The sequence below is a fragment of the Peterkaempfera bronchialis genome (genome assembly GCF_003258605.2).
GTDB classification, from domain to species: Bacteria; Actinomycetota; Actinomycetes; order Streptomycetales; family Streptomycetaceae; genus Peterkaempfera; species Peterkaempfera bronchialis.
In genome coordinates, this window is the sequence record NZ_CP031264.1 from 5685502 (window position 1) to 5707090 (window position 21589).

A 21589-nucleotide genomic window follows, 5' to 3' on the forward strand; every position below is an offset into this window, starting at 1 on the left:
GCCCGGTCGGGCTGACCGCGCTGCTGGTGATAGCCAAGGAGCCGCGGCCCGGGCACGTCAAGACCCGGCTCACCCCGCCGTTCACCCCCGCCCAGGCCGCCGCCCTGGCGGAGGCGGCGCTCGCCGACACCCTGGAGACCGTGCTGCGCTGCCCGGCCCGCCGCCGGACGCTCTTCCTGGACGGTACGCCCGGACGCTGGCTGCCGCCTGGCATCGAGGTGATCCCGCAGGCGTCCGGCAGCCTGGACGAGCGGCTGGCCGCGGCCTTCGCCGCCGTAGCGGACGGCCCCGCCCTACTGGTCGGCATGGACACCCCACAACTCACCCCGAAGCTCCTCGCCCCCGTACTGGATCCCGATGCGTGGCGGGAGTGCGACGCGTGGTTCGGCCCGGCGGAGGACGGCGGGTTCTGGGCGCTCGGCCTGGCCGCGCCCGACCCGGCGCTGCTGCGAGGCATCCCGATGTCCGCCCCGTACACCGGTGCCGCCCAGCGCGACCGACTCACCGGAGCGGGTCTTCGGGTACGCGACCTGCCGCTCCTGCGCGACGTGGACACAGCGCCCGACGCGGACGCGGTGGCAGCCGCGGCGCCGGGATCGAGGTTCGCTACCCGCTTGAAGTGCTACTCCCGCGACCTTGTCTCCTTCCAGAGGTCCACGAGGACAGACGCTCGGCCACCCAGGGGCGGCTGAGACGGAGGGCGAGTTCAGCGATCAGTGCCGGTGCTCTACCTCGCGGTCCGGGAGCAGAACGGCAAGTCCGTCGACCCCGGATTGCCGGACACCACCGACGTCCCGGTCGCCGCAAGGTACTCCCAGACCCGGTCACGCACCGATTCCGGAATAGGCTCATGGAAGGCTGCCATCGCGCTGATGCGCTGTGGTGGCCAACTTCAGCCCGCCAGGAGGAGCTGGCAGCCAGCACCACCCCGTGCTTTGCGCTCGCGCGTCCTGGCGGAGGATCAGCAGCGGGGGTGCCTCCCACGGCCGGCGCGGACAGTGGCGAGGGAGGGACCTGCTTCTCCTCCCAGCAGCCACGGTCAGCAGCTCATCGACCGGGGGTGTACTCCCGTCGCCCCTGCGACTCCCGCAGTGTCCTGCTCGGCAGCGGTAACGCTTGCCCGGCGCCTGAGGCAGAAGTGACCGAGGCAGAGGTCACGGGGACTGGTATCGAGGTCATCCAAAGACTCCGAGCGAGCACGGGTCCACGTCTCTATCTCTCTCGAACCACACGCACTTTACCGTCGGGAGGACGAGGTGCCACTCCCCACCGAGAGGAGAGCATCTTGATCAAGAACAAGCCCCGACCCCTTTCTTCAAGTTGGTGCCCCGCAGGCGGGGGCTGGAGAGAGCTGCCTCGGCCGGCACCACGAGCCTGGGGCGGCGGAGACCGCGATCCACCACCCCGATGTGGACCATCGAGTCCTCCCGCCGGACCACCACCGTCACCGTCTCCCCGTGTGCCGCATGGCTGATGGCGTTCGTGAGAGCTTCCGAAGGCAAAGGATCAGGTCGTCCGCGATGGCGCCGAACCCCCAGCCGATCAACGCCCTCGACGGAGAAGACCTCCTCGCTCACCTCGCTCGGATACCGCCGACACGCCTGCGGACAAGACGGAGGCGGCGGAGCTGCCATTCACCGACCAGGACCTCCGCAAGGCCGCCCGGAGCCCACGCCGGCCTCGTCCGCGAGCGCGCCGCGATCACCCAGCTGCCGCGCCCGCGCCCGCGAAAGGCACGCCAGGCTCGTTGAAGTCGCCAGCCGGGTCGCCGCCGACCGCAAGGCTCAGCACCTCCCGCGACAGGCCCGATACGAGCAATGGCGGCAGCTCGATGAACAGGAAGAACTCGAAACCGCAGGTCAGATGATCGAGGAAGAGTCGACCAGCACGAGCGGCTCCACAGGCCGCGCAGCTCGTACTGCCCCCCAGTGCCCGCGCCTCGACGACCCCCGCCGAGCGACCCGGCCCCGGGTGAGGGGGTACGGAGGGCGTCGGGAGCACGGTGGCCGGACTCCCGTGGCCAGTGGTCTGCGTGGCCGTGGGCGGCGTGGCCCCGGGGCCGGCCGCCGTGTCACTCCTCGGTGGGGCCGAGATCCGGCGCGTCCCGCAGGTCCACCGAGCCCCGGGCGGTGGCGTGCAGTTCGAGCACGACGATCTCGTTGCCGCCCGCCCGCAGGACCGGGCCGGGTACGTACAGCCGCTGCTGAGGGCCGCGCGACCAGTAGCGGCCCAGGTGGAAGCCGTTGACCCAGGCGCAGCCCTTGGTCCAGCCGGCCAGGTCCAGGTAGGTGTCGGCGGGCCCGGCCGCCTCGAACGTGCCCCGGTGGAAGGCCGGCCCGACACCGGGGGCGGTGGCGGACTCGTAGCGCAGCGCGCCCAGGTCGTCCAGCGGCAGCGGCCGGCTGGTCCAGCCGCCCCGCAGCGGGGCGCCGTTGACGCTGACGGGTCCGGTCAGGCCCTTGCGGTCGTGGATGGCCCGGCCGTAGTTGACCCGGCCCTGGTTCTCCACCAGCACCGCGAGGGCGGCGCCGCCGGGCGGCACCGTGAGGGCGAGCGTCTGCTCGTGGCTCTCGCGCTCCAGTACGCCGACGGGCTGGCCGTCGAGGAAGATCTGGGCGCGGTCGTGCACGCCGGGCGCGTGCAGCAGCACCGGCCCCGGGGTGCCGAGCCGGGTCTCGTACAGCACGAAACCGAAGTCCTGGCCCAGTTCCTCCATCGTCAGCGGCCGGTCGCCGGGCACGGCGGCGCCGAGCAGGTCGAGGGCGGTGAACAGCGGCGCGCGTTCGTCCAGCTCGATGCCGAGGAGGTTCAGCTTCTTCGACGGTTCGGGCAGCGGCGCCTCGGGCACGGGGGCGTGCCGGGCGATGACCTCGCGGAAGGCGGCGAACTTGGCGGTGGGGTCGCCCGCCTCGTCCAGCGGGGAGTCGTAGTCGTAGGAGGTGACGGTCGGCCGGTAGGTGTGCTTGTCGTTGGCGCCGTTGGTGAAGCCGAAGTTGGTGCCGCCGTGGAACATGTAGAGGTTGACGCTCGCGCCCGCGGACAGCATCGCGTCCAGCTCTGCGGCGGCGTCGGCCGCCGGGCGGACGACGTGCGCGCCGCCCCAGCGGTCGAACCACCCGTTCCAGAACTCGGTGCACATCAGCGGGCCCTCGGGCTGGTGTGCGCGCAGCACGGCCAGATTGCGGTCGGCGCCGCTGCCGAAGTTCACGGTGCTCAGCGCCCCGGGGACACTGCCGCGGGCCAGGTCGGCGGGCTGGTCGCAGGTGAACAGCGGTACGTCGACCCCGCGTTCGCGCAGCGCCGTGGTCAGGTGCCCGAGGTAGGCCGTGCCGTCCTCGGCCTCGGCGCCGTAGGCCCCGAACTCGTTCTCCACCTGTACCGCGAGCACCGGGCCGCCCCGCGAGCCCAGATACGGCAGTACGTGGGGCAGCAGCGCGTCGAAATAGCCGTCCACCGCGGCCAGAAAGGCCGGGTCCGCGCTGCGCAGCCGGATGCCGGGGTCGGCCAGCAGCCAGGACGGCAGTCCGCCGCCCTCCCACTCGGCGCAGATGTACGGGCCCGGGCGCAGCAGCACATACAGGCCCTCCTCGCGCGCGAGGTCGAGGAAGGCGGTCAGATCCAGCATGCCGTCCCACCGGAAACGGTCCGGCCGCGGCTGGTGCAGGTTCCACGGTATGTAGGTGTCCACCGTGTTCAGCCCAAGCAGCCGGGCCTTGCGCAGCCGGTCCCGCCACTGGTCCGGGTGCACCCGGAAGTAGTGCAGGCCGCCGGAGATGATGCGGAACGGCTCATCGTCGAGACGGAAGTCGTCTCCGTCGATACGCAAAGCGGGCATGGGGTGGTGGTCCTCTACCGTCGGGCTGAAGCTCGTGGTCGATGTTTACGCAATCATCAGCTTGTGAGTCTGACCAGGGGTCCCAGTTGTGTCAAGGCGTCTCGGATAACGCGCGGTTCCGTCGCGAGGGCTCAGCGCCGACCGCGCGGCGGCGCCGTGCTGGCACGGGTCACCAGGCGGGTCGGGACCAGAGTGGTGCCCCGCTCCGCCGCGTTGTTGCGGATCTGCCGCAGTACGCTCTCCACGCAGCGCCGTCCGACCTCGGGGAAGTCCTGGTGCACGGTGGTGAGCGGCGGTACGAAGGACGCGGCCTCGGGGATGTCGTCGAAGCCCACGACGCTGACGTCCTCCGGGACACGCCGCCCGTGCTCGTGCAGCGCGCGCAGCACTCCCAGGGCCATCTGGTCGTTGGCGACGAAGACCGCCGTGCACTCCGGAGCGGCCGCGATGCGCTGCCCGGCCAGATAGCCGGACTCCGCGGACCAGTCGCCGCGCAGCGGTTCAGGCGCCTCGCGCCCGGCCTCGGCCAGCGCCGAGCGCCAGGTCTCCACCCGCCGCTCGGCGGAGAAGGACGCCTCGGGCCCCGCCACGTGCCAGACGGTCTCGTGTCCGAGGTCGAGCAAGTGTTCCACCGCGGCCCGGGCGCCGCCCGCCTGGTCGGTGTCGACCACGCAGTAGCGGTCGCCGGCGTTGGAATCCACCACGACGACCTGCGCGTTCGGCGGCAGCGACACCATGGCGGCGTCGAGCAGATGGACCTCCATGATGATGACCACACCGTCCACAGCCAGTTCGCCGAGCCGGGTGAAGGCGCCGCGCACCTCGTCCTGGGACGGCACCGTGACCGGCATGAGCGTGGTCGCGTACTCTTCCTGGGCGGCGGACAGTGCCACTGCCTCCAGCGTGCGCATGTTGCCGGTGGTGGACATGTTGAAGAGGATCACGCCCAGGGTGCGGAACTCGCCGCGCTTGAGTGCCCGGGCCGCGCTGTTGGGCCGGTAGCCGAGTTCCTTCATGGCCGCGAGCACCTGCTGCCGGGTCGACTCCACGACCCCGGGGTAGCCGTTCGACACGCGGGAGACCGTCTGCGCGGACACCCCGGCCAGTCGGGCGACGTCCGCCATGGAGGCCCCGCGCCTGCGTCCGGCCCGCCGGTCCGGCGTCTGCCGGTGAGGCCCGCCGTCTCCGGTCCGGTCGGTTTCAGCAATGCCGTCCACCGGAGTCGCGCACCTCACTGCTGTCGTCGGCCACTTGTCGGCACGAGTTTAGGTCGCGCGGAGCGGTCTTGCACAGAAGTCGGCACCGACGTATGGTTACGCAACCATACCGCAGTCTCCGACCGTGTCCAGCGGGACAGCGGGACAGCGGTACGGCCGACACCGGTGACGGCGGCCCGCCGGTACAGCGAGGTGCGAGGCGCGCGTCGGGGTGAGAGAGCGGCGGGACCCGGATCTCCGTGCCCCGCCGCTCCCCTTTGTCGTACGGGTGTCAGTCGACGCTGAAGCCCTGATCCTTGCCGTACTTGACCGAAGCGTCCTGCCAGGCCTTGAGCCCGCTGGTCAGAGTGGTGGAGGAGACATAGGCCTTGCCGACCGTGTCGTTGAAGATCGAGTTCGCGTAGACCTGGTACGGCAGGTAGGACCAGCCGGGCACGACGTTCTTGGCGGACTCGGAGAAGACCTTGTTGGCCTGCTGGCCGCCGAAGTACGGGAACGGTGTGTCGAGGAACGCCTGGGAGTTCAGGTCCGCGGTCGTCGCCGGGAAGGCGCCGCCCTTGATCCGGGTCTGCACACCGGCGCCCTGGTCGGCGTACTGGAGGAAGGCGTAGGCGAGTTCCTTGTTCTGGCTCGCCTGCATGACGGCCAGCGAGCTGCCGCCGTTCTCGGCGCTGGCGTTCTGGCCGGCCTGCCACTGCGGCAGCGGGGCGGCCCGCCAGTCACCGGAGGCGGCTGCCACGCCGGAGCTGAAGTTGGCCGGCATCCAGGCGCCGGTCGCCAGGGTGGCGATGGTGCCGTCGGCCAGGCCCTTGTACCACTGGTCGCTCCAGCCAGGGACGGTCGAGAGCAGGTGTTCGGAGACCAACTGCTGCCACACCTTGGTATACGCGGCGGTGCCCGGGTCGTTGCCGAAGTCCACCGAGACCTTGGTGCCGTCCACCGTGTAAGGCTTGCCGCCCGCCTGCCAGATCAGGCTGGTGGTCATGCCGGCGTCGCCGGTGTCGCTGGTGATGTACGCCTTCGGGTCCGCCTTGTGCAGCTTGCGGGCCGCGTCCAGATAGGCGTCCCACGTGGTGGGGACGGCGATCTTGTACTTGTCGAAGACCTTCTTGTTGTAGAACAGCGCCATCGGGCCGGAGTCCATGGGCAGCCCGTAGACACCGCCGTTGATGCTGACGGAGTTCCACGGACCGGGGGAGTAGACCTCGGACAGATCCTTGGCTCCGTACGGACTCAGGTCTGCGACGGACTTGCCGAGGGCGAACTGGCTGAGCGCGTAGTACTCGATCTGTCCGACATCGGGCACTCCCTTGCCGGCCTGGACGGCGTTCTGCAGCGCGGTGTACTGGTCGTTGCCGGTACCCGCGTTGACCAGCTTCACATGGACCTTGGGGTACTTGGTCTGGAAGTCGGCGACGACCTGCTTGAGGGTGGGCTCCCAGGCCCACACCGTGAGGGAACCGCCCTTGTCCAGCGCGGACTGAACCGCGTTGGCCCCCGAGGTCTTGGTGCCGGAGCCGGAGCCGGGATCGGAGCCGGAGTCGTCGGAAGAACCGCAGGCGGTCAGCCCGAGGGTGGCGGCGCAGAGCACCGCGACCCCCTGTGCCCAGCGGCGAAGCGTCTTGTTCGTCATCTCATCTCACTCCGTTGTGCGTGGTGATCTGCGGCGCAGGCCCCGGCGCACCGCAAGGGTGTGGCAGGGAAAGGACCAGCAGGGGACATGAGGGGGAAATACGGCGGCCGGTACCGGCGATCACTCCTTGACGCTGCCGGCGGCGAGTCCGGACTGCCAGTAGCGCTGGAGGAGGAGGAAGGCTGCGATCAGCGGGACGATGGTCAGCAGCGACCCGGTGATCACGAGGTGGAACACGGGCTGGCCGCCAACGGTGGACGCCTGCGCGTTCCAGGCGTTCAACCCCACTGTGAGGGGGTACCAGTCCGGGTCCTTGATCATGATCAGCGGCAGGAAGTAGTTGTTCCAGGTCGCGACCATGGTGAAGAGCAGCACGGTGACGATGCCCGGTGCCAGCAGCGGCAGGCTGATCCGGAAGAAGGTGCGGATCTCGCCCGAGCCGTCCACCCGGGCGGCCTCCAGCAGTTCGTCGGGGATCGCCTCGGAGGCGAACACCCACATCAGGTACAGGCCGAAGGGTGAGATCAGCGACGGGATGATCACCGCCCAGGGGGTGTTGGTCAGGCCCACCTTGCTGAACATCAGGAAGGTGGGCACCGCCAGCGCCGTACCCGGCACGGCGACCGCGCCGATGACGACGGCGAACACTCCGCGCTTGCCGGGGAAGTCGAACTTCGCCAGGCCGTAGCCGCCCAGTACTGCCAGGAACGTCGCGCCGCCCGCGCCCGCCACCACGTACAGCAGGGTGTTCAGCAGCCAGCGGACGAAGATGTGGTCGTTGTAGGTGAATGTCTCCCTGATGTTGTCCCACAGCGCGAAGTGGCCGCTGAACCACAGGCCGAAGGAGTCCAGCAGCTTCGGCTGGGTCTTTGTCGCGTTGATGAACAGCCAGGCCAGCGGAACCAGGGTGTAGAGCACTACGAGGCTGGTCAGCACCGTCAGTAGGACGCTGCGACGGGGCCGGCCGGGGGAGCGGTGGCGCAGGAGACGCGGGGTGCGCGGCACCGGGCGCGGGAGGGACGGGGACGAAGGGGTGACCGTGGTGCCGGTGGCCGTCACTCACGCCTCCTTTCTCATGCCGCGCAGCTGGACGACATAGGCGACGATCATCGTGACGACCCCCATGACGATCGCGACCGTTGCGGCGTAGTTGTGCTGCTGACCGGAGAAGGACAGCGAGTACGTGTAGAGGTTGGGTGTGAAGTAGGTGGTGATGGCGTTGGGCGCCAGGGACTTGAGGATGCTCGGCTCGTTGAAGAGCTGGAAGCTGCCGATGATCGAGAAGATCGTGGCGATGACCAGCGCACCGCGGATCGCCGGGATCTTGATGGCGGCGATGATCCGCCACTGTCCGGCTCCGTCGATCTCGGCGGCCTCGTAGAGCGACTGCGGGATGACCCGTAGCGCCGCGTAGAAGATGAGCATGTTGTAGCCGACGAACTCCCAGGTGACGATGTTGCCGATGCTGGCGAGTACCAGATCGGGGGAGAGCGGGTCGGGCAGGGAGACTCCGAAGTGGTCGTTGATGTTGGCGACCAGGCCGAAGCGCTTGCCGTACATGAAGCCCCACATGAGGGTGGCGACGACGGCGGGGACCGCATAGGGCAGGAAGACCGAGATGCGGAAGAAGTTCTTGCCGTAGAGCCTGCCGCTGTCCAGCGCCAGGGCGACCAGCAGGGCGATGCCCAGCATGATCGGCACCTGGACCACGAGGAACAGGCCCACCCGGGCCAGTCCGGACCAGAACTCGTGGTCGCGGAACGCCTGTTGGTAGTTGTCGAATCCGACGAAGGAGTTCCCGCCGATGAGCCGGTCGCGGAAGAGGCTCAGGTAGATGGAGTACGCGATCGGTGCGAGGAAGATCAGCGCGAACACGATGAGGAAGGGGCTCACGAATCCCCAGCCGATCCAGCGGCGTCTCCTGGGACGCCCCGAGGCTGGAGCGGCCCGTCCTGCCGCTGACGGGGGTGTAATGACTGCCATGACCCATCCCTCGCGTTTGCTGCCCGAGCCCTGTCGCCGCCCGCCGGCCAAGCTGGATGATTACGTAAACATAGCGGCCCCGACGGCTTGGTCGGACGTGGACGTTTACGCAAACATTGATTAGCGTGATGCTGGCATCGCTGATCGGTGAGCGTCAAGGGCTGTGCCGAGGTTCCACTCGGCTGCCGATCTTCGGACGACGGGGGCGAAAGGGGCAGGCGTGGACGACGCAGCGGAGGGTTCGGGGGTGGCCCTCTCGGCGGCCGGGAGCTCGCGACCGCAGGCCGCGCGTCGGCGGCGGGGCGCCTCCATGGCCGACGTGGCCCGCCTGGCCGGAGTGTCCTCGCAGACCGTCTCGCGCGTCTCGAACGGGTCCTCCGGGGTGGTCTCGGAGACCCGCGACCGCGTGCTGGCCGCGATGAAACAACTGGGCTACCGGCCCAACAGCGCGGCGCGCGCGCTCAAGCGCGGCGAGTTCCGCACGCTGGGCGTCATTCTCTTCACCCTCTCGACCACGGGAAACGTGCGCACGCTGGAGGCCATCGCCACGTCTGCCGCCGAGCAGGGGTACGCGATCACCCTGCAGCCGGTGGCCGTCCCGACCCAGACCGGGGTCCGCGGGGCCTTCACGCGGCTGGGGGAACTGGCCGTGGACGGCATCATCGTGATCATGGAGGTGCATCTGCTGGATGCGGCCACGGTCACGCTGCCGCCACATGTCCAGGTCGTGGTCGTCGACTCCGACGCAGGCGACCACTACAGCGTGGTCGACACCGACCAGGTCGGCGGCGCGCACCTGGCCGTACGTCACCTGCTCGGCCTCGGGCATTCCACGGTGTGGCACCTCGCCGGGCCCGAGGGCTCCTTCGCCGCTCAGCGCCGTGCTCGGGCGTGGCGGGACGCGCTGGCGGAGGCGGGACGGCAGGCGCCGCCGCCGGTCCGCGGTGACTGGTCGGCCGAGTCCGGCTACCGGGAGGGGCTGCGGCTGGCGGACAACCCCGACTGCACCGCGGTGTTCGTCGCCAATGACCAGATGGCGCTCGGACTGCTGCGTGCGCTGCATGAACGGGGCAGGCGGGTGCCGCAGGACATCAGCGTCGTGGGCTTCGACGACATCCCCGAGGCCGCGTCCTTCGTGCCGCCGCTGACCACCGTCCGCCAGGACTTCGCCGAGGTCGGCAGGCGCTGCGTGGCGGGTGTGCTGCGGCAGATCGCGAACGCGGCGGCGGAGCCGGGTACGGTGCTCGTCCCCACTCGGCTGGCTCTGCGCGCCAGCACGGCGGTGCCGTCGCGGCGGTGAGGTGGGGGAGGGGCGCCAACCGGGGCGGGACCCGGCGGCGCGGGCAGGCGGGTGGAGCCGGGGCGGCGCTCCGGACTGACCCGACCCGACGGTTGTCTCATCCGGTTGCCCTTCGGCAGGCGGCCACCGAAGCTGCCGAACCGAGCGCCCGAGTCGCCTACCTGCTACGGCACCACGTCCTCGACCACTCGGCGAACGGGGATTCGGGGCAACTTCGCTGAGACGGCACGAGGCAACGTGGGTCCGGGGCATCGTCAATGGGACCGCCGTAGCTCTCCCATCTCACCCAACCTGCTCCAGAGCAGGTCAGGGCCACTATCGCGGAGCAACTTCGCTGAGACGGGACAAAATCCTTGCGCGTAGCCCCGCTCCTGGTGCACAGTTGCCGCCGATGGTTGCGCAAACATGCGAGGAGGTGTCGTTCGATCCGGTCGCTCGGTCACCGCCTCGACATCCGACGCGGGTGGCCGCAGACGTTCGGACGATCGTCTGCGCGCGGCGCGGACGCCGGCCGAGGGACGGTGTTCGCGGTCTTCCCCACCGGCCGATCGACCCCTGCGACCGGAGGTCAACCGGCCTGACGGTGCGGGCACCTTGGGGCCGAGACGTCTCGCCCGCCGCGGCCGGACGCACGTCGACCGCTGCCATCTCCGATGCCCTCTGGGCAACCGCTGCCTTCAGGGGCCGCCGGTCGGCCAAGACGCCTGCCGCCACCCGGGCAGACGGCCTGGCAACCAGGAAGGAAGGAGGGAGGGTCGGCTCAGCGAAAAAAGCCGGCTCGTAGTTCGGTCATCTCACGGGACGGACGGTGTCGTCGCTTTCGCGAGTTCACTCCAGCCCGTCCGCAGCATTCTCATTCATCGGGGATTGAGAAAGGAACTACGTTGAGTCATCAGTCCATACGTGGCCGACGATCGAGGGCCCTGTTCGGCAGACCAGGCGTCGCGGCACTCGCCTGTCTGGCGATGTCCGTGCCGCTGGTGGGCTTGGCGCAGGCCCCCGCCCACGCGGATGGCACGTCCGCCCAGACCTTCGTCGTCGACAACTCGACCGGATCGACGCAGGACGGCACGCCGATGGGCTCGCCGGGCGTGAAGGTGGGGGATACGTACTACACGGTCGGCGGCAGCGCGATCGCGGCCTCGGCCGGCGGTTCGTCGAACCTGGTGCTGTACGGCGGAAAGGACTGGTCGCACAAGCAGCCGGTTCATGACGCGGACGGCAACGAAATCGTCATCGCCGGGCCGGACACGCACTTCAAGGACCCGAACACAGGGGACGAGATCTACCCCTTCGCCAATGCGAAGTCGGAACGCGTCGCCTTCTCGCGGACGCCGAACGGCAAGTTCATCGTGTGGGTCCACTGGGAGATGAACTCCGACTACAACGCCTCCGAGACGCTCGGACTGATCGCCGACAAGGTCACGGGGCCGTACTCGGTGTATCAGAACCATCAGCGTCCGGGAGCGGGCACCGTGGACGCCAAGGGCGGCCACCACGTCAAGAGCCTCGACGACAGCGTCCTTCCGTCGGCGGACCTGAACACGGACAACCCGGAGGCGTTCGGCGACCGGGTCGGCAGGCTGATCGGCGATCCCTACTCCATCGGCGTGGACGGCAACAGGCTGGAGAAGCCGGCTGAGGCCAGCTATCCGGAGGCCATCCAGCTCTACAACACCAGCAACGGCGGCAGCCCGGAGGTCAACGGCAGCAGCGTCAACCCGGTGCGCTGGGAGACCCGGGCCGGCTGGAACGTCTCCGGCGACGCGGGCTTCGGCACCTCCGCGACCGGAGGCAACTGGTGGACCTTCAACTTCAACGACCTCAAGGACACGCTGCGCCTCAAGGCGCGTGCCGTGCGCATGACGGACTGGGACACCAGCGCCTGGACGGCCGCTCAGGCGAAGAGGGATCCGAACGGCGACAACGGCAATCTGACGGCGGGCACCTATGTGCAGCGCTACCCGGCGGTCAAGACCGACGATCCGGCGAATGAGGGCAAGTACGCCGCCGGCGTCGACGGCAGTGCCTATGTGGGCAGGACGACCGACGGCGTCGATGCCGTCGTCTACCCGCAGGACGCGCCGGCGGGTGGCGGTTCCAGCCAGTTGACCTTCACCCCCTGCGCCGGAGACGGGAACCTGTCGTTCGCCGTGTCCTTCCAGGAAGGCACGAGCGGCCACTTCGTCTGCGACGGTGACAGCAGCGACGCTTCACGCTGGTCCACGTACAACCAGTCGAACGCCTCGGCCACCTTCACGTTCGCCCAGGGGTACATCAAGGGTGGCAAGGCCACCGTGAAGTTCTCCGAGCAGGCCCCCGACGGCATCCTGGTCGAGGGTCGTGCGGCCGGTGGCGACTGGAAGCAGCTCGGCACGACGAGTGTCGGCAAGAAGCTCGGCACGTACGACGTCACGCTGGACCCCTCGATCGCCTTCGACCAGGCTCGCGTGACCCTCCAGGGGCAGTGGATGAAGGCGAATGAAATCACCTTCTCCGGTCTCACCACGGTCGGCCCGGTGTCCATCGGCGGCATCACCTATGGAGCCGGCGCGAGCAAGGTCTCCGGCTTTGATCCGTCGACGCTCGCCTACAAGGTCAGCGTCCCCGACCTCACCGCCATCGGCGAGGTCAAGGCGGTGAACCCCCAGGGAACGGCCACGGTCGACCAGCCGGCAAAGGCCAACAACTACGTCGCGACGATCACCGTGAAGAGCGCCGACGGGTCCGTGGTCAAGACGTATACGGTCACCTTCGCGCAGAGCGACAGCTCGGCCATAGGCGCCTACGACCCGAACGTCAAGGACAGCATCTTCCCCGAGGTCGGTGAGATCGACGCCTCCAAGACCATGAGCACCCTGGTGTCGGTCGACATGAACAAGCCGTCCGACGGTGCCGGCGCCGCCAAGCCCGCCGCTCCGCTGATCTCGCCGCAGCTGAGTGAGAACAACGTCGGTGGCGTGCTGGTGCTGCGCGGCAATTCGGATCCGCAGAAGGCGGATGCGATCTACGCGACGAACACGTCGCCGGCCACGTACGACGGCACGATCTGGCTGACGAACGACGGCTCAGACCCGACCGACCCGAACAACCCGAATCGCATCGCCTACAACACGCGCTGGAACCCGTACCCGATCGTCGTGACCCAGGGCAACAATGGCTCGACACTGGTCGACGGGGAGTTCACGATCAAGGCTGCCACGCAGACCGGCAGCGAGGACACCGGCGACCTGAAGTACTCGGACGTGGTCTCGCAGACGTTCCGGTACGCGAAGCAGGGAACGAGCGAATACGGCAGCGTCCCGATCTTCCAGCCGGTGTCGTCGCATCCCGCCGGGAGCTACCAGAACTCCCCGGGGTACCAGGAGATCAAGGTCTTCGAGCCGACGTACGGCACCGAGGTCTACTACACGATGGACAACTCCACCCCGACCCCGGCCCGCTACGGACAGAACATCGGGTACGGCAGCCGCGACTACACGATCATCAATGACACCGTGGAGTCCGGCGGCGACGGCAAGGCCTACTTCATCACCGCGGCCGACGACCAGTACATGCGTGTCTGGCAGCTCAACGACAACATGACGGCCGTCGTCAGTGACAAGGAGTACGACCTCGACGTCGGCAAGCACCGCGAGGCCCCGCAGCTGATCCGCGGGCCCCACGGGACCCACCTGTACCTGCTGACCTCCGGTCAGTCGGGCTGGTACAAGAACCAGGCCGAGTACCAGAGGACGACGGGCAGATTCATCTCGGACGGCTTCGACAATTCCGCATATCCGCGCGACAAGTACGGCTACCGCGACGGTAGTGGCGCGTGGACGAATCTCCAGCCGTTCGCCGATGGCACCACGTACAACAGCCAGGTCGGCGGCGCCTACAACCTGGGTACGAAGGACGACCCGAACTACCTGTTCAGTGGAAGCCACTGGGTCGTCGGCGATCTTGAGGACTCCTTCTCGATCTGGCTGCCGATGACCATTGACGATGACGCGGACGGCAGCGGCGCCCAGGTGTCGGACCAGCTGGTCAGCGTCGAGGGACGGGGCAACCAGGGCAAGCCCGCGACGTCGAGCTTCCCCGCGTACAAGTCCGACAAGGGCCTCGTCACCGTCAAGTACAGCGGCAAGGTGTTCATCACGCTCGACGCGGACGGCAAGGGCAAGGTCACGACGGACCCGACCGAGGAGAACATCAAGTTCGCCGTACCGGACACGTATGCCGACCTGCAGAAGCCTGAGTTCAAGGCCAATCCCGACAACCACACGCCGCGCGTGATCGACTACCAGCGGGAGCAGCAGTTCGACCCGGAGAAGTGCGACATCCCGGACACCAACGGCTGGCAGACCTGCAATGACGGCGTCTCCGGCGAAAGCCGGGCCAACGCGGCGACGTGGACCAACGGGGCCGGCTATCTGCTCGGCACCGACGACCGGCCCCTCAAGGACGCCAATGGCAACCTGATCCGCGATCCCCGCCAGGTGGCCGACCAGTCGCTGATCAAGCGGACCTCGCTGAAGGATGCGGGCATCATCCGCAACTACAGCATCAAGGCCGCCTTCGACGGCAAGGACTGGGATCTGGACAACTACGACGGCAACGAAGAGCTTTACCAGGGCACAGGCAACGACTTCTTCACCACCTTCGACCTCGGTCAGAAGCGTGATCTCAGTACGATCGGCCTGTCGTTCAAGTCGGTGGGCGGTTCCGACAACGCGCACCGCTACGGCATCTACGCCACGAACGACGTGGACGCCAACGGCAAACCGACCAACTGGCGGATCATCGCCAACAACAAGCAGAACAACGTCCCCGGCTTCCAGGCGCACAACCTGGACGGCGACACGTACCGCTACGTCAAGTACGCGAACGTCGACAACGTGGACATGTCGCACGGCAAGACCGGCCAGGCCTGGTCGCGCGGCCTCTACGAGCTGACCATCAGTGCCAAGAAGGTGATCCCGCTCGAGGTCACGGCTCTCAGGTCCGCCGTCGCGCAGGGCACCACGCTCTCGCAGATGACGGACACGTTCACCGCGAAGAGCCTCGCGGCGCTCGGTGAGAAGCTCACGGTGGCGCAGAGCCTGCTCGACGAGCTCCAGCTCGAAGGCACCGCGACCAAGCACACGCAGGACGAGGTCGACACGGCGACCACCCAGCTCACCAACGCGATCAAGAACCTGCGGACCGCGGGCTCAACGGCGTCGGTGGACTTCGCGGCGCTCGCGAAGGCGATCGACGACGGTCAGGCCAAGCTGGACCAGTCCGCGAACTACACGCCCGAGTCGATCAAGGTTCTGCAGAAGGCCGTCGACCAGGGCAAGAACATCCTCGCCCAGGTCGACGACCCGAACCTCAAGCAGGCCCAGGTCGACGAGGCCACTGCGAAGATCGACGACGCGCTCGCGGGCCTCGCGCTCGCGACGACCGGACCGGAGATCAAGAAGGTGTCGGTCGCGGACGGGGACACCGTGAAGGGCAGGACGACCTTCACCGTGACCCTGGGCGGTGACGCGAAGGACGTGTCCTACACGTACATCGAGCTCAACAAGGGCGCATCGCACGTGTGGGTCACGGACAACACCAAGGCGCCGGGCAGCACCAACAGCGGCCTCAAGCCGACACTCGTGGTCGACACCGAAACGCTCCCGAACGGGTCGTACGGCCTGAAGATCGACGCCGTGGGGACCAATGGCAGGACGACCGAGAAGACCGTCTCCTTCGTGATCGCCAACAAGGGGAGGTCGACCGTTGCTGCGGCCGCGTCGTCGACGAAGTTCGGCACCTCCGCGAAGGTGACCGTGAAGGTCACCGGACCGGGCGGCACCCCGACCGGCACGATTCGGGTGACCGATGGCAAGGCCCTGGTCGGGTCGGCGAAGCTCGCGTCGGGCAAGGCGACCGTCACGGTGTCGAAGACCCTGGCGGTGGGCTCGCACACGCTGACGGTGGCGTACTCGGGTGACAAGGCGTTCAAGGCGTCGACGGGCACCGTGAAGGTCAAGGTGGCCAAGACGTCGTCCAAGACGGCCGTCTCGGTCTCGCCGAAGTCGCCGAAGCACACGCAGAAGGCGACGGTCACGGCCCAGGTCACGACGGTGAAGCCGGCGGGCTCCGTCGTCATCAAGGTCACCCAGACGGTCAAGGAGACTGTCGTCAAGCACGGCAGGAAGGTCACGACGACGACCACCAGGACGGTCGTGTCGAAGACGCTCACGGTCTCCTCGAAGGGCAAGGCCAGCCTCACGCTGCCGAAGCTCGCCAAGGGCACCTACACCGTGACCGCCACCTACAGCGGGTCGTCGACGGCGACGTCGTCGAAGGCCGGCACGGTCCTCATCGTGAAGTAGCGCTGCCGGACCGATAACAGACGAAGCCCGCCCGAGGCACGGCCTCGGGCGGGCTTTCACGCCATTGAAGAGAGTGGCCACGTGGCCGGCTGCCAGACCCCGCATCGAGCTCGACACAGGGCGGGCCCACCGGTGGTAGGGCACGAGCCGGCACTCCACCGACTGTACGGACAGCGGGAGCGCGGGCGCCCCGTACGGGGAGCCGCCGGTCTCGGCGCAGGCCGTCGCGGTGACCCCGGCGATCCCGCGGATCCGGCACCCCGGCAAGGCTGTAGGTGCCAAGAGCCACGTCCGTGCTGGTCACGCTGCATGTTGGTACTCGCGCAGGATGCCCCCGAGGCGGTCGCGTCGGCAGACGTCGAGTCATCCAGGCCGCGGTCTCCTCCCAGACCGGGGCGGACATCCGCCGCTGGGCGAAGAAGAACAAGGTCGAGCTGTGCTTCACCCCGACCCACGCTTCCTGGGCCAACCCGATCGAGGCCCACTTCGGCCCGCTGCGGCAGTTCACCCCGGCCAACTCCCACCACCGCAGCCACCCCGCGCCAACCCAGGCACTGCACCGCTACCTGCGCCGGCGCAACACCAACGCCCGCCACCCCGACGTACTCGCCGCCCAACGCAAGGAACGTGCCCGCATCCGCAGCGAAAAGGGCATCCGCTGGGGCGGACGTCCCCTCAACACCGCAGCCTGACCAACTGCGAACCGCAGCCCCCGAGCGCCGAAGGGGGCAAGTTCAGGAGAAGGACAGCGACAGAAGGATGACTCAGGAGGCGGACGGCTCGATCTCCCCCGCAAAGACGATGACCTGGTCGATGAGGCTCCGCCGCAGATGGACGACGTCCGTTCCCGCCAGCCGGGGGCCTCCATCCGGCGTGGTGAAGACCCACTGGTACCGGGCCCACTCGTCAGGCATGTCCACCTCTGAGCAGCGCACCATCGTGCCGGTCCCCGCCGGGTGGCGCCGGATGTCCAGCACGAACCGCTCGACCGCCGCGATTCCTTCGCTGCGGCCCAACGGCCCCCAGAAGACCACGTCTGAGGTCAGGGCCTGGGAGAGCAGGGCGGTCACATAGCTGTCGTTCGAGGCGTTGAACGCGGAGATGAACGTGTCGATCGCGGAGCGTGCGGTCTCTTCCTGCATGCCCCAGTAATACCAGCCGTTTCGCGTGCGCTCGACCCGCGAGCCGCCTTCCGATCACGGTGAACCACCCCGGTCACAGCACTAGCCCAGCTCAGTGACAGGTCCGCCTGCGAGCTGAAGCTCACGGCGGAAAGTAGTCGTGAAGAAGTTGGGTGGACGCGAACGCGTAGGTCCGGACGGGGTCGAGGTGCGGTTCGTAGGGCCCGAAGCAGTCGGCCGCGAGGGTCGCGACCGGAGCGCCGCAGGGACAGGCCCGGTTGAGACCCTCGGAACAGAGGAAGACGGTCATCCCCTCGTTGTAGTGCTCAGGACTGCTGCTTCGCATCCTCGTTCCGCTGCTCGGAGTCGATGCGCGCGACGACGCCACGGAATCGGGCATGCCGAGGTGGACGGTGGTGCGCCGGGTCACGAAGTCGCGCATGGCGGCGAGCTTCTGCGAGGCGGCGGCGAGGCTTGCCTCGATCGCGGCGACCTCGCCGAGCCAGCCCTGCCGCAGTCTCCCGAGCCCCCCAGCTGCCCCGCTCTCCTGTGGGACGCGAAGGGTGGTGTAGCTCTCGGGGCGCTTCTCGGGCTTCGCCGCATACGGATTCAGGGGGCCGTCGACTCTACCGACCGCTGGAGCCCGTGAACCTGCTCTGAACTGCGACGATTCATAGACTACATGTCCGCGACGGCGAGTTGGGTGGTGGTGTTGTTGTCGCTCGTTCGTGTGGTCGTCGTGCCGCGGGCAGAAGCCGGTTGCATGAGGTGTCGCAGAGCAGGGCCCAGGCCCAGGCCCTCCGCCTCGGAGAAAACCGGTCGTGCAAAGCACTGGGGCCCGACACGATGCGGCCATGACTACAGATCTCTTGCTGGACCGAGCCCGCCGACTATGGGTCGAGCTGGCGGTGGTGCCTGTGCAGTTCTCCTCCCCGGACGGGGTGAACGTGGCGGTTTCCCCCGGATCACGGCTGTGTCCGCCGTTGTGGACGGGGATCGTGCTCCTCGGTGACGCCGGCATCGTCACTGTGCCGAGCGATCAGATCGCCGAGCTGATGGCGGGTCCCGCAAGGAAGCTGTCCCCTCAGGATCTCGTCGACGCGGATCGCCTGCGTGAGATACTGCCCGTCCTTGATGTACTGGGGCCTGCGTCTCTCTTCTATCTTGACCGGGCTGACTTTCGGCCCATGCATGCTGGCGCCGCTGTCGAGGAGGTGCCAGGCGACGACGATGGACTGGCCGCGCTGCTGGCCCGTGCCGGTGAAGAGGACGCTGGGGAAAGCGGTTTGGAGGACATCACCTCTCCCGCATGCGTCGTGCATGACGGTGACGACGTGGTTGCCGCAGCCGGCTATCGCGCATGGCCGCAGTCGGTGGCCCACCTCGGCGTCCTGGTCGCGCCGCACTGTCGCGGCCGGGGGCTGGCACGAGCGGTGGCCTCTGCGGCGGTGGCCCGCGCGCTGGACGCCGGGCTGCTTCCGCAGTGGCGAGCACGCCCGCACCCGTCAAAGCGTGTAGCGCTTGCGCTGGGCTTCCGGGAGTTGGGGGCCCAGCTCAGCGTTCGCCTCGATGACGGCGGTCCTCATGGCCAGGGCAGGTGAGGCCGCCGTCCGAACTCGACCGCAGTGAGCGTCCCGCACGAGCGGGCGTCCCGGGCGATCAGGGTGTTGCCGTCTGCGGCGTCGAGAACCGCCGAGGTAAAGGTGTGCCGGAAGGCATGGGTGGCTCGGCGAGGTTGAAGGGCTGCAGACCACCCTCGCGGGAGCGAACGACAAGCTCTCCCAGATCGACCGGCGGGCTCCGCGAACCGTTGACCTCCCCATGCAGACCCCCCGAAACCAAGCCCCGAGGTCGGATGTCAGGGGCAGGTGAGAGGGTGCGGCCATGAACATCGACGACTTCTGGACCGTCATCGAAACAGCACGCACCGACGCCGCTTCGGCCTCCGGAGACCCGGGCCAAGCGTTCGCATCGGCCCTGGTTGAGCGGCTTGCGGCGACCTCGAAGCAGACGATCCTCGAATACCAGCAGCGCTTCGATCAGTTGCACGGGGCGATCTACCGCTGGGACATGTGGGCTGCTGGCTATCTGATCGGTGGAGGATGCTCCGACGACGCCTTCATGGACTTCCGCGCCGGACTGATTGCGCAGGGCCGACAGTGGTACGAGCGGGCCGCCACCGCACCCGATGTTCTCGCCCAGCATCCAGACGTCATCGCTGCGGCGGCCGAAGGCAGCGACGAGGCGCTGTTCAACGAAACCGTCAACTACGCGGCCTCCTACGCCTACGAGCGCATCCACGGCGACGAAGACGACTGCACCTTCTACGACGACTACGACCAGTTCTGCGGACCCCGCACCGACCAGGCGCCGGCCGATATGGGCGAGAGCTTCGATTTCGACGACGCCTCGGAAATGCAGTCCCGTTTCCCCGGACTGGCCCGCCTCTTCCTTGAGCACAGCGAGGCCTGAGCCCACCGGACCCCTTCGCCGCCAAGTTCAGAGAACAGATCGCCGTGCGCACCAACCGCTACTCGGTACTTAGTACTCCAGCTGTGGATCGCGATCTTCATGTCTGGGATGCGACTTGTCGCCGGTAATGGCTCCCGGTCCACCGCCGTGTGTCCCCGGGCGCCGGCACAGACGAGGTAGACCGCGGCCGGGGAGTTCTCGATCCGTCCGGCGGTGCCGGTGTACTGGCGCTGGACCCCGACGGTGTGGATGCCCTTCTTCACATCGCCGGGCTCGTCGACGACGAGCACCGCGGCTTCGTCGTGGAGGTGCTCGACGACGTATTCGCGCACGTCATCGCGGACGGCCTCGGCATCCCAAGGTACTCCAGGACGTGGCGCGGGACATCGAGCGTGGCAGCATAGGCCAGCAGTCCGCCCGCCTTCAGCCGTCGTACGGGACCCAGGCACGCTTGCCTGCAGGGTTTTCGCCGTACCAGTAGTGCGGTGCTCCCTTGATGCTGGTGGTGTGGAACGGGTGGCCGTGGTCGTCGATGCGGATCGTGCCGGTGCGGCCCTGGGAGGACCAGTCGAGTTCGAGGTACCAGCGGGCGTCGTAGAGCTGTGTCGTTGCGACGACCAGTAGTACCTCCGCGTCCTCGGCGGAGACGCGGTACGGGAAGTCCACGGCCGCGATGGCGTGTCCTGTGTCGGTGCCGCTCCTTGCACGGATGACAGGGCGGTCGGCATCGAGGTCCACGGTGAAGTGGCGGGGTGCCTGATCGCTGCCGCAGCCCTGGTCCATGGCGTACGCGTTCCCGGCGGCCGGGTTGCCGAGGCTGACGATGCGGACGCGCAGCGCCTCCAGGACCACGGCCGTGGACGACCGCCCCTGCACTGTGACCTGCACCAACGTCTGCCGCCCGGGCACTGCGCCCTGCGACGCCGCCCACGCTCCGGCGTCCTGCTGCACCGGCGGTGGAGGCACCTGTGCGGGCGGCTCGTCGATGACGTAGTCGTAGCTGCAGCCCATGTCCCAGACCTGGGAGTCGGCGCTCCAGGTGAGGGGCAGGCCGGTGGCCGGCTTCGCGGCCGAGGCGGGACCGCTGCCGGTGGCGGAGGGGGCGGGGGCCTTGTGTGGGGGGCCGGGCGGCGCGGACCTCAGGGAGGCGGAGCCGGAGGCATCCGCCTCAAGGGAGTGGCCGCCCGACAGGGCGGACATGCTGCCCGCAGCAGCGAGCAGTGCGCAGGCGGCAGCGGTGGACGCCAGGATCCGTCGGCGGCGGTACCAGGGGCGGGGAGGGGAGGAGGGGGCGGGCCTGTCCGGGTCGGGATCGTTCTCGGGCTGCTCTGCGGGGCTGCTCCCCTCGGCGGGCACCCGGTCCGGGACCGCTGCGGGTGGCGGGATCGCTGCGGGTGGTGGTGCCGAAGCGGCCCTACGCGCCTGCTGCCGAGCCGTCATCGCCGACAGCCACAGCCGGTGCAGTTCGAGCCGCTCCTGCGGTGTCGCCCCGCAGAAGGCCGCGAGCCGCTCCACGGGCGCGAAGTCCTGAGGCACCGCCTCGCCCGCGCAGTACCGGTGCAGTGTGGAGGTGTTCATGGTGAGGCGGCGGGCCAGGGAGCCGTAGCTGCGGTCCGTGCGGTCCTTCAGCCGGCGCAGCAGCGCCGCGAACTCCTCGGCATCGTCTCGAATCGGCATT

13 protein-coding genes and 2 pseudogenes are annotated in these 21589 nt (G+C 68.5%); 6 read left to right on the plus strand and 9 right to left on the minus strand.

From position 1 onward, the window contains the following. Positions 1-11: 11 nt before the first annotated feature. Positions 12-692: a TIGR04282 family arsenosugar biosynthesis glycosyltransferase gene (locus C7M71_RS24930; RefSeq protein WP_111489098.1), complete on the plus strand. Its 681-nt coding sequence runs from the start codon at positions 12-14 to the stop codon at positions 690-692. Between the two features lie 1379 nt (positions 693-2071). Here C7M71_RS24930 and C7M71_RS24935 read toward each other — a convergent pair. The 5 genes from C7M71_RS24935 to C7M71_RS24955 all read right to left on the minus strand — a co-directional run bounded on the left by C7M71_RS24935 (position 2072) and on the right by C7M71_RS24955 (position 8668). Beyond that, positions 2072-3835, minus strand: coding sequence for a glycoside hydrolase family 35 protein (locus C7M71_RS24935; protein ID WP_111489077.1), 1764 nt, complete (start codon positions 3833-3835; stop codon positions 2072-2074). A gap of 131 nt (positions 3836-3966) precedes the next feature. Beyond that, on the minus strand, positions 3967-4959 hold the full coding sequence (locus tag C7M71_RS24940) for a LacI family DNA-binding transcriptional regulator (RefSeq protein ID WP_111489076.1): 993 nt from the start codon (positions 4957-4959) through the stop codon (positions 3967-3969). Between the two features lie 364 nt (positions 4960-5323). Next, entirely contained in the window at positions 5324-6685 is a 1362-nt protein-coding gene (locus C7M71_RS24945) for an ABC transporter substrate-binding protein (RefSeq protein ID WP_111489074.1), read from the minus strand. A gap of 120 nt (positions 6686-6805) precedes the next feature. Next, entirely contained in the window at positions 6806-7744 is a 939-nt protein-coding gene (locus C7M71_RS24950; protein WP_111489072.1) for a carbohydrate ABC transporter permease, read from the minus strand. Next, on the minus strand, positions 7745-8668 hold the full coding sequence (locus C7M71_RS24955) for a carbohydrate ABC transporter permease (RefSeq protein ID WP_111489070.1): 924 nt from the start codon (positions 8666-8668) through the stop codon (positions 7745-7747). A 310-nt stretch (positions 8669-8978) separates the two neighbouring features. Here C7M71_RS24955 and C7M71_RS24960 point away from each other — a divergent pair, with 310 nt between their 5' ends. From C7M71_RS24960 to C7M71_RS24970, 3 genes and pseudogenes are all read left to right on the plus strand, one after another. Then, positions 8979-9968, plus strand: a complete 990-nt coding sequence (locus C7M71_RS24960) for a LacI family DNA-binding transcriptional regulator (RefSeq protein ID WP_111489097.1) — start codon at positions 8979-8981, stop codon at positions 9966-9968. A 965-nt stretch (positions 9969-10933) separates the two neighbouring features. Then, on the plus strand, positions 10934-16318 hold the full coding sequence (locus C7M71_RS24965; RefSeq protein ID WP_162824354.1) for an Ig-like domain repeat protein: 5385 nt from the start codon (positions 10934-10936) through the stop codon (positions 16316-16318). Between the two features lie 320 nt (positions 16319-16638). Continuing rightward, positions 16639-17010 (plus strand): annotated as a pseudogene (locus tag C7M71_RS24970) (IS630 family transposase); the annotation flags it as partial. Positions 17011-17082: 72 nt separating this feature from the next. Here C7M71_RS24970 and C7M71_RS24975 read toward each other — a convergent pair. Beyond that, complete coding sequence (locus C7M71_RS24975) at positions 17083-17460, minus strand: nuclear transport factor 2 family protein (protein WP_111489066.1); 378 nt, start codon at positions 17458-17460, stop codon at positions 17083-17085. Positions 17461-17581: 121 nt separating this feature from the next. Further along, a complete protein-coding gene (locus C7M71_RS31115) occupies positions 17582-17881 on the minus strand; it encodes a hypothetical protein (RefSeq protein ID WP_175607609.1) in 300 nt (99 codons plus the stop codon). Between the two features lie 412 nt (positions 17882-18293). Between C7M71_RS31115 and C7M71_RS24985 the strand changes: the two genes are divergently transcribed. Both C7M71_RS24985 and C7M71_RS24990 read left to right on the plus strand, forming a co-directional pair. Then, a complete protein-coding gene (locus tag C7M71_RS24985) occupies positions 18294-19040 on the plus strand; it encodes a GNAT family N-acetyltransferase (protein WP_111489064.1) in 747 nt (248 codons plus the stop codon). A 283-nt stretch (positions 19041-19323) separates the two neighbouring features. Further along, entirely contained in the window at positions 19324-19911 is a 588-nt protein-coding gene (locus C7M71_RS24990; RefSeq protein ID WP_111489062.1) for a DUF4240 domain-containing protein, read from the plus strand. A 134-nt stretch (positions 19912-20045) separates the two neighbouring features. Here the strand turns inward: C7M71_RS24990 and C7M71_RS24995 are convergent. Both C7M71_RS24995 and C7M71_RS25000 read right to left on the minus strand, forming a co-directional pair. After that, positions 20046-20270, minus strand: a pseudogene (locus C7M71_RS24995) (transposase); the annotation flags it as partial. Positions 20271-20334: 64 nt separating this feature from the next. Further along, on the minus strand, positions 20335-21588 hold the full coding sequence (locus C7M71_RS25000; protein ID WP_111489060.1) for a helix-turn-helix domain-containing protein: 1254 nt from the start codon (positions 21586-21588) through the stop codon (positions 20335-20337). Position 21589: the final 1 nt, after the last annotated feature.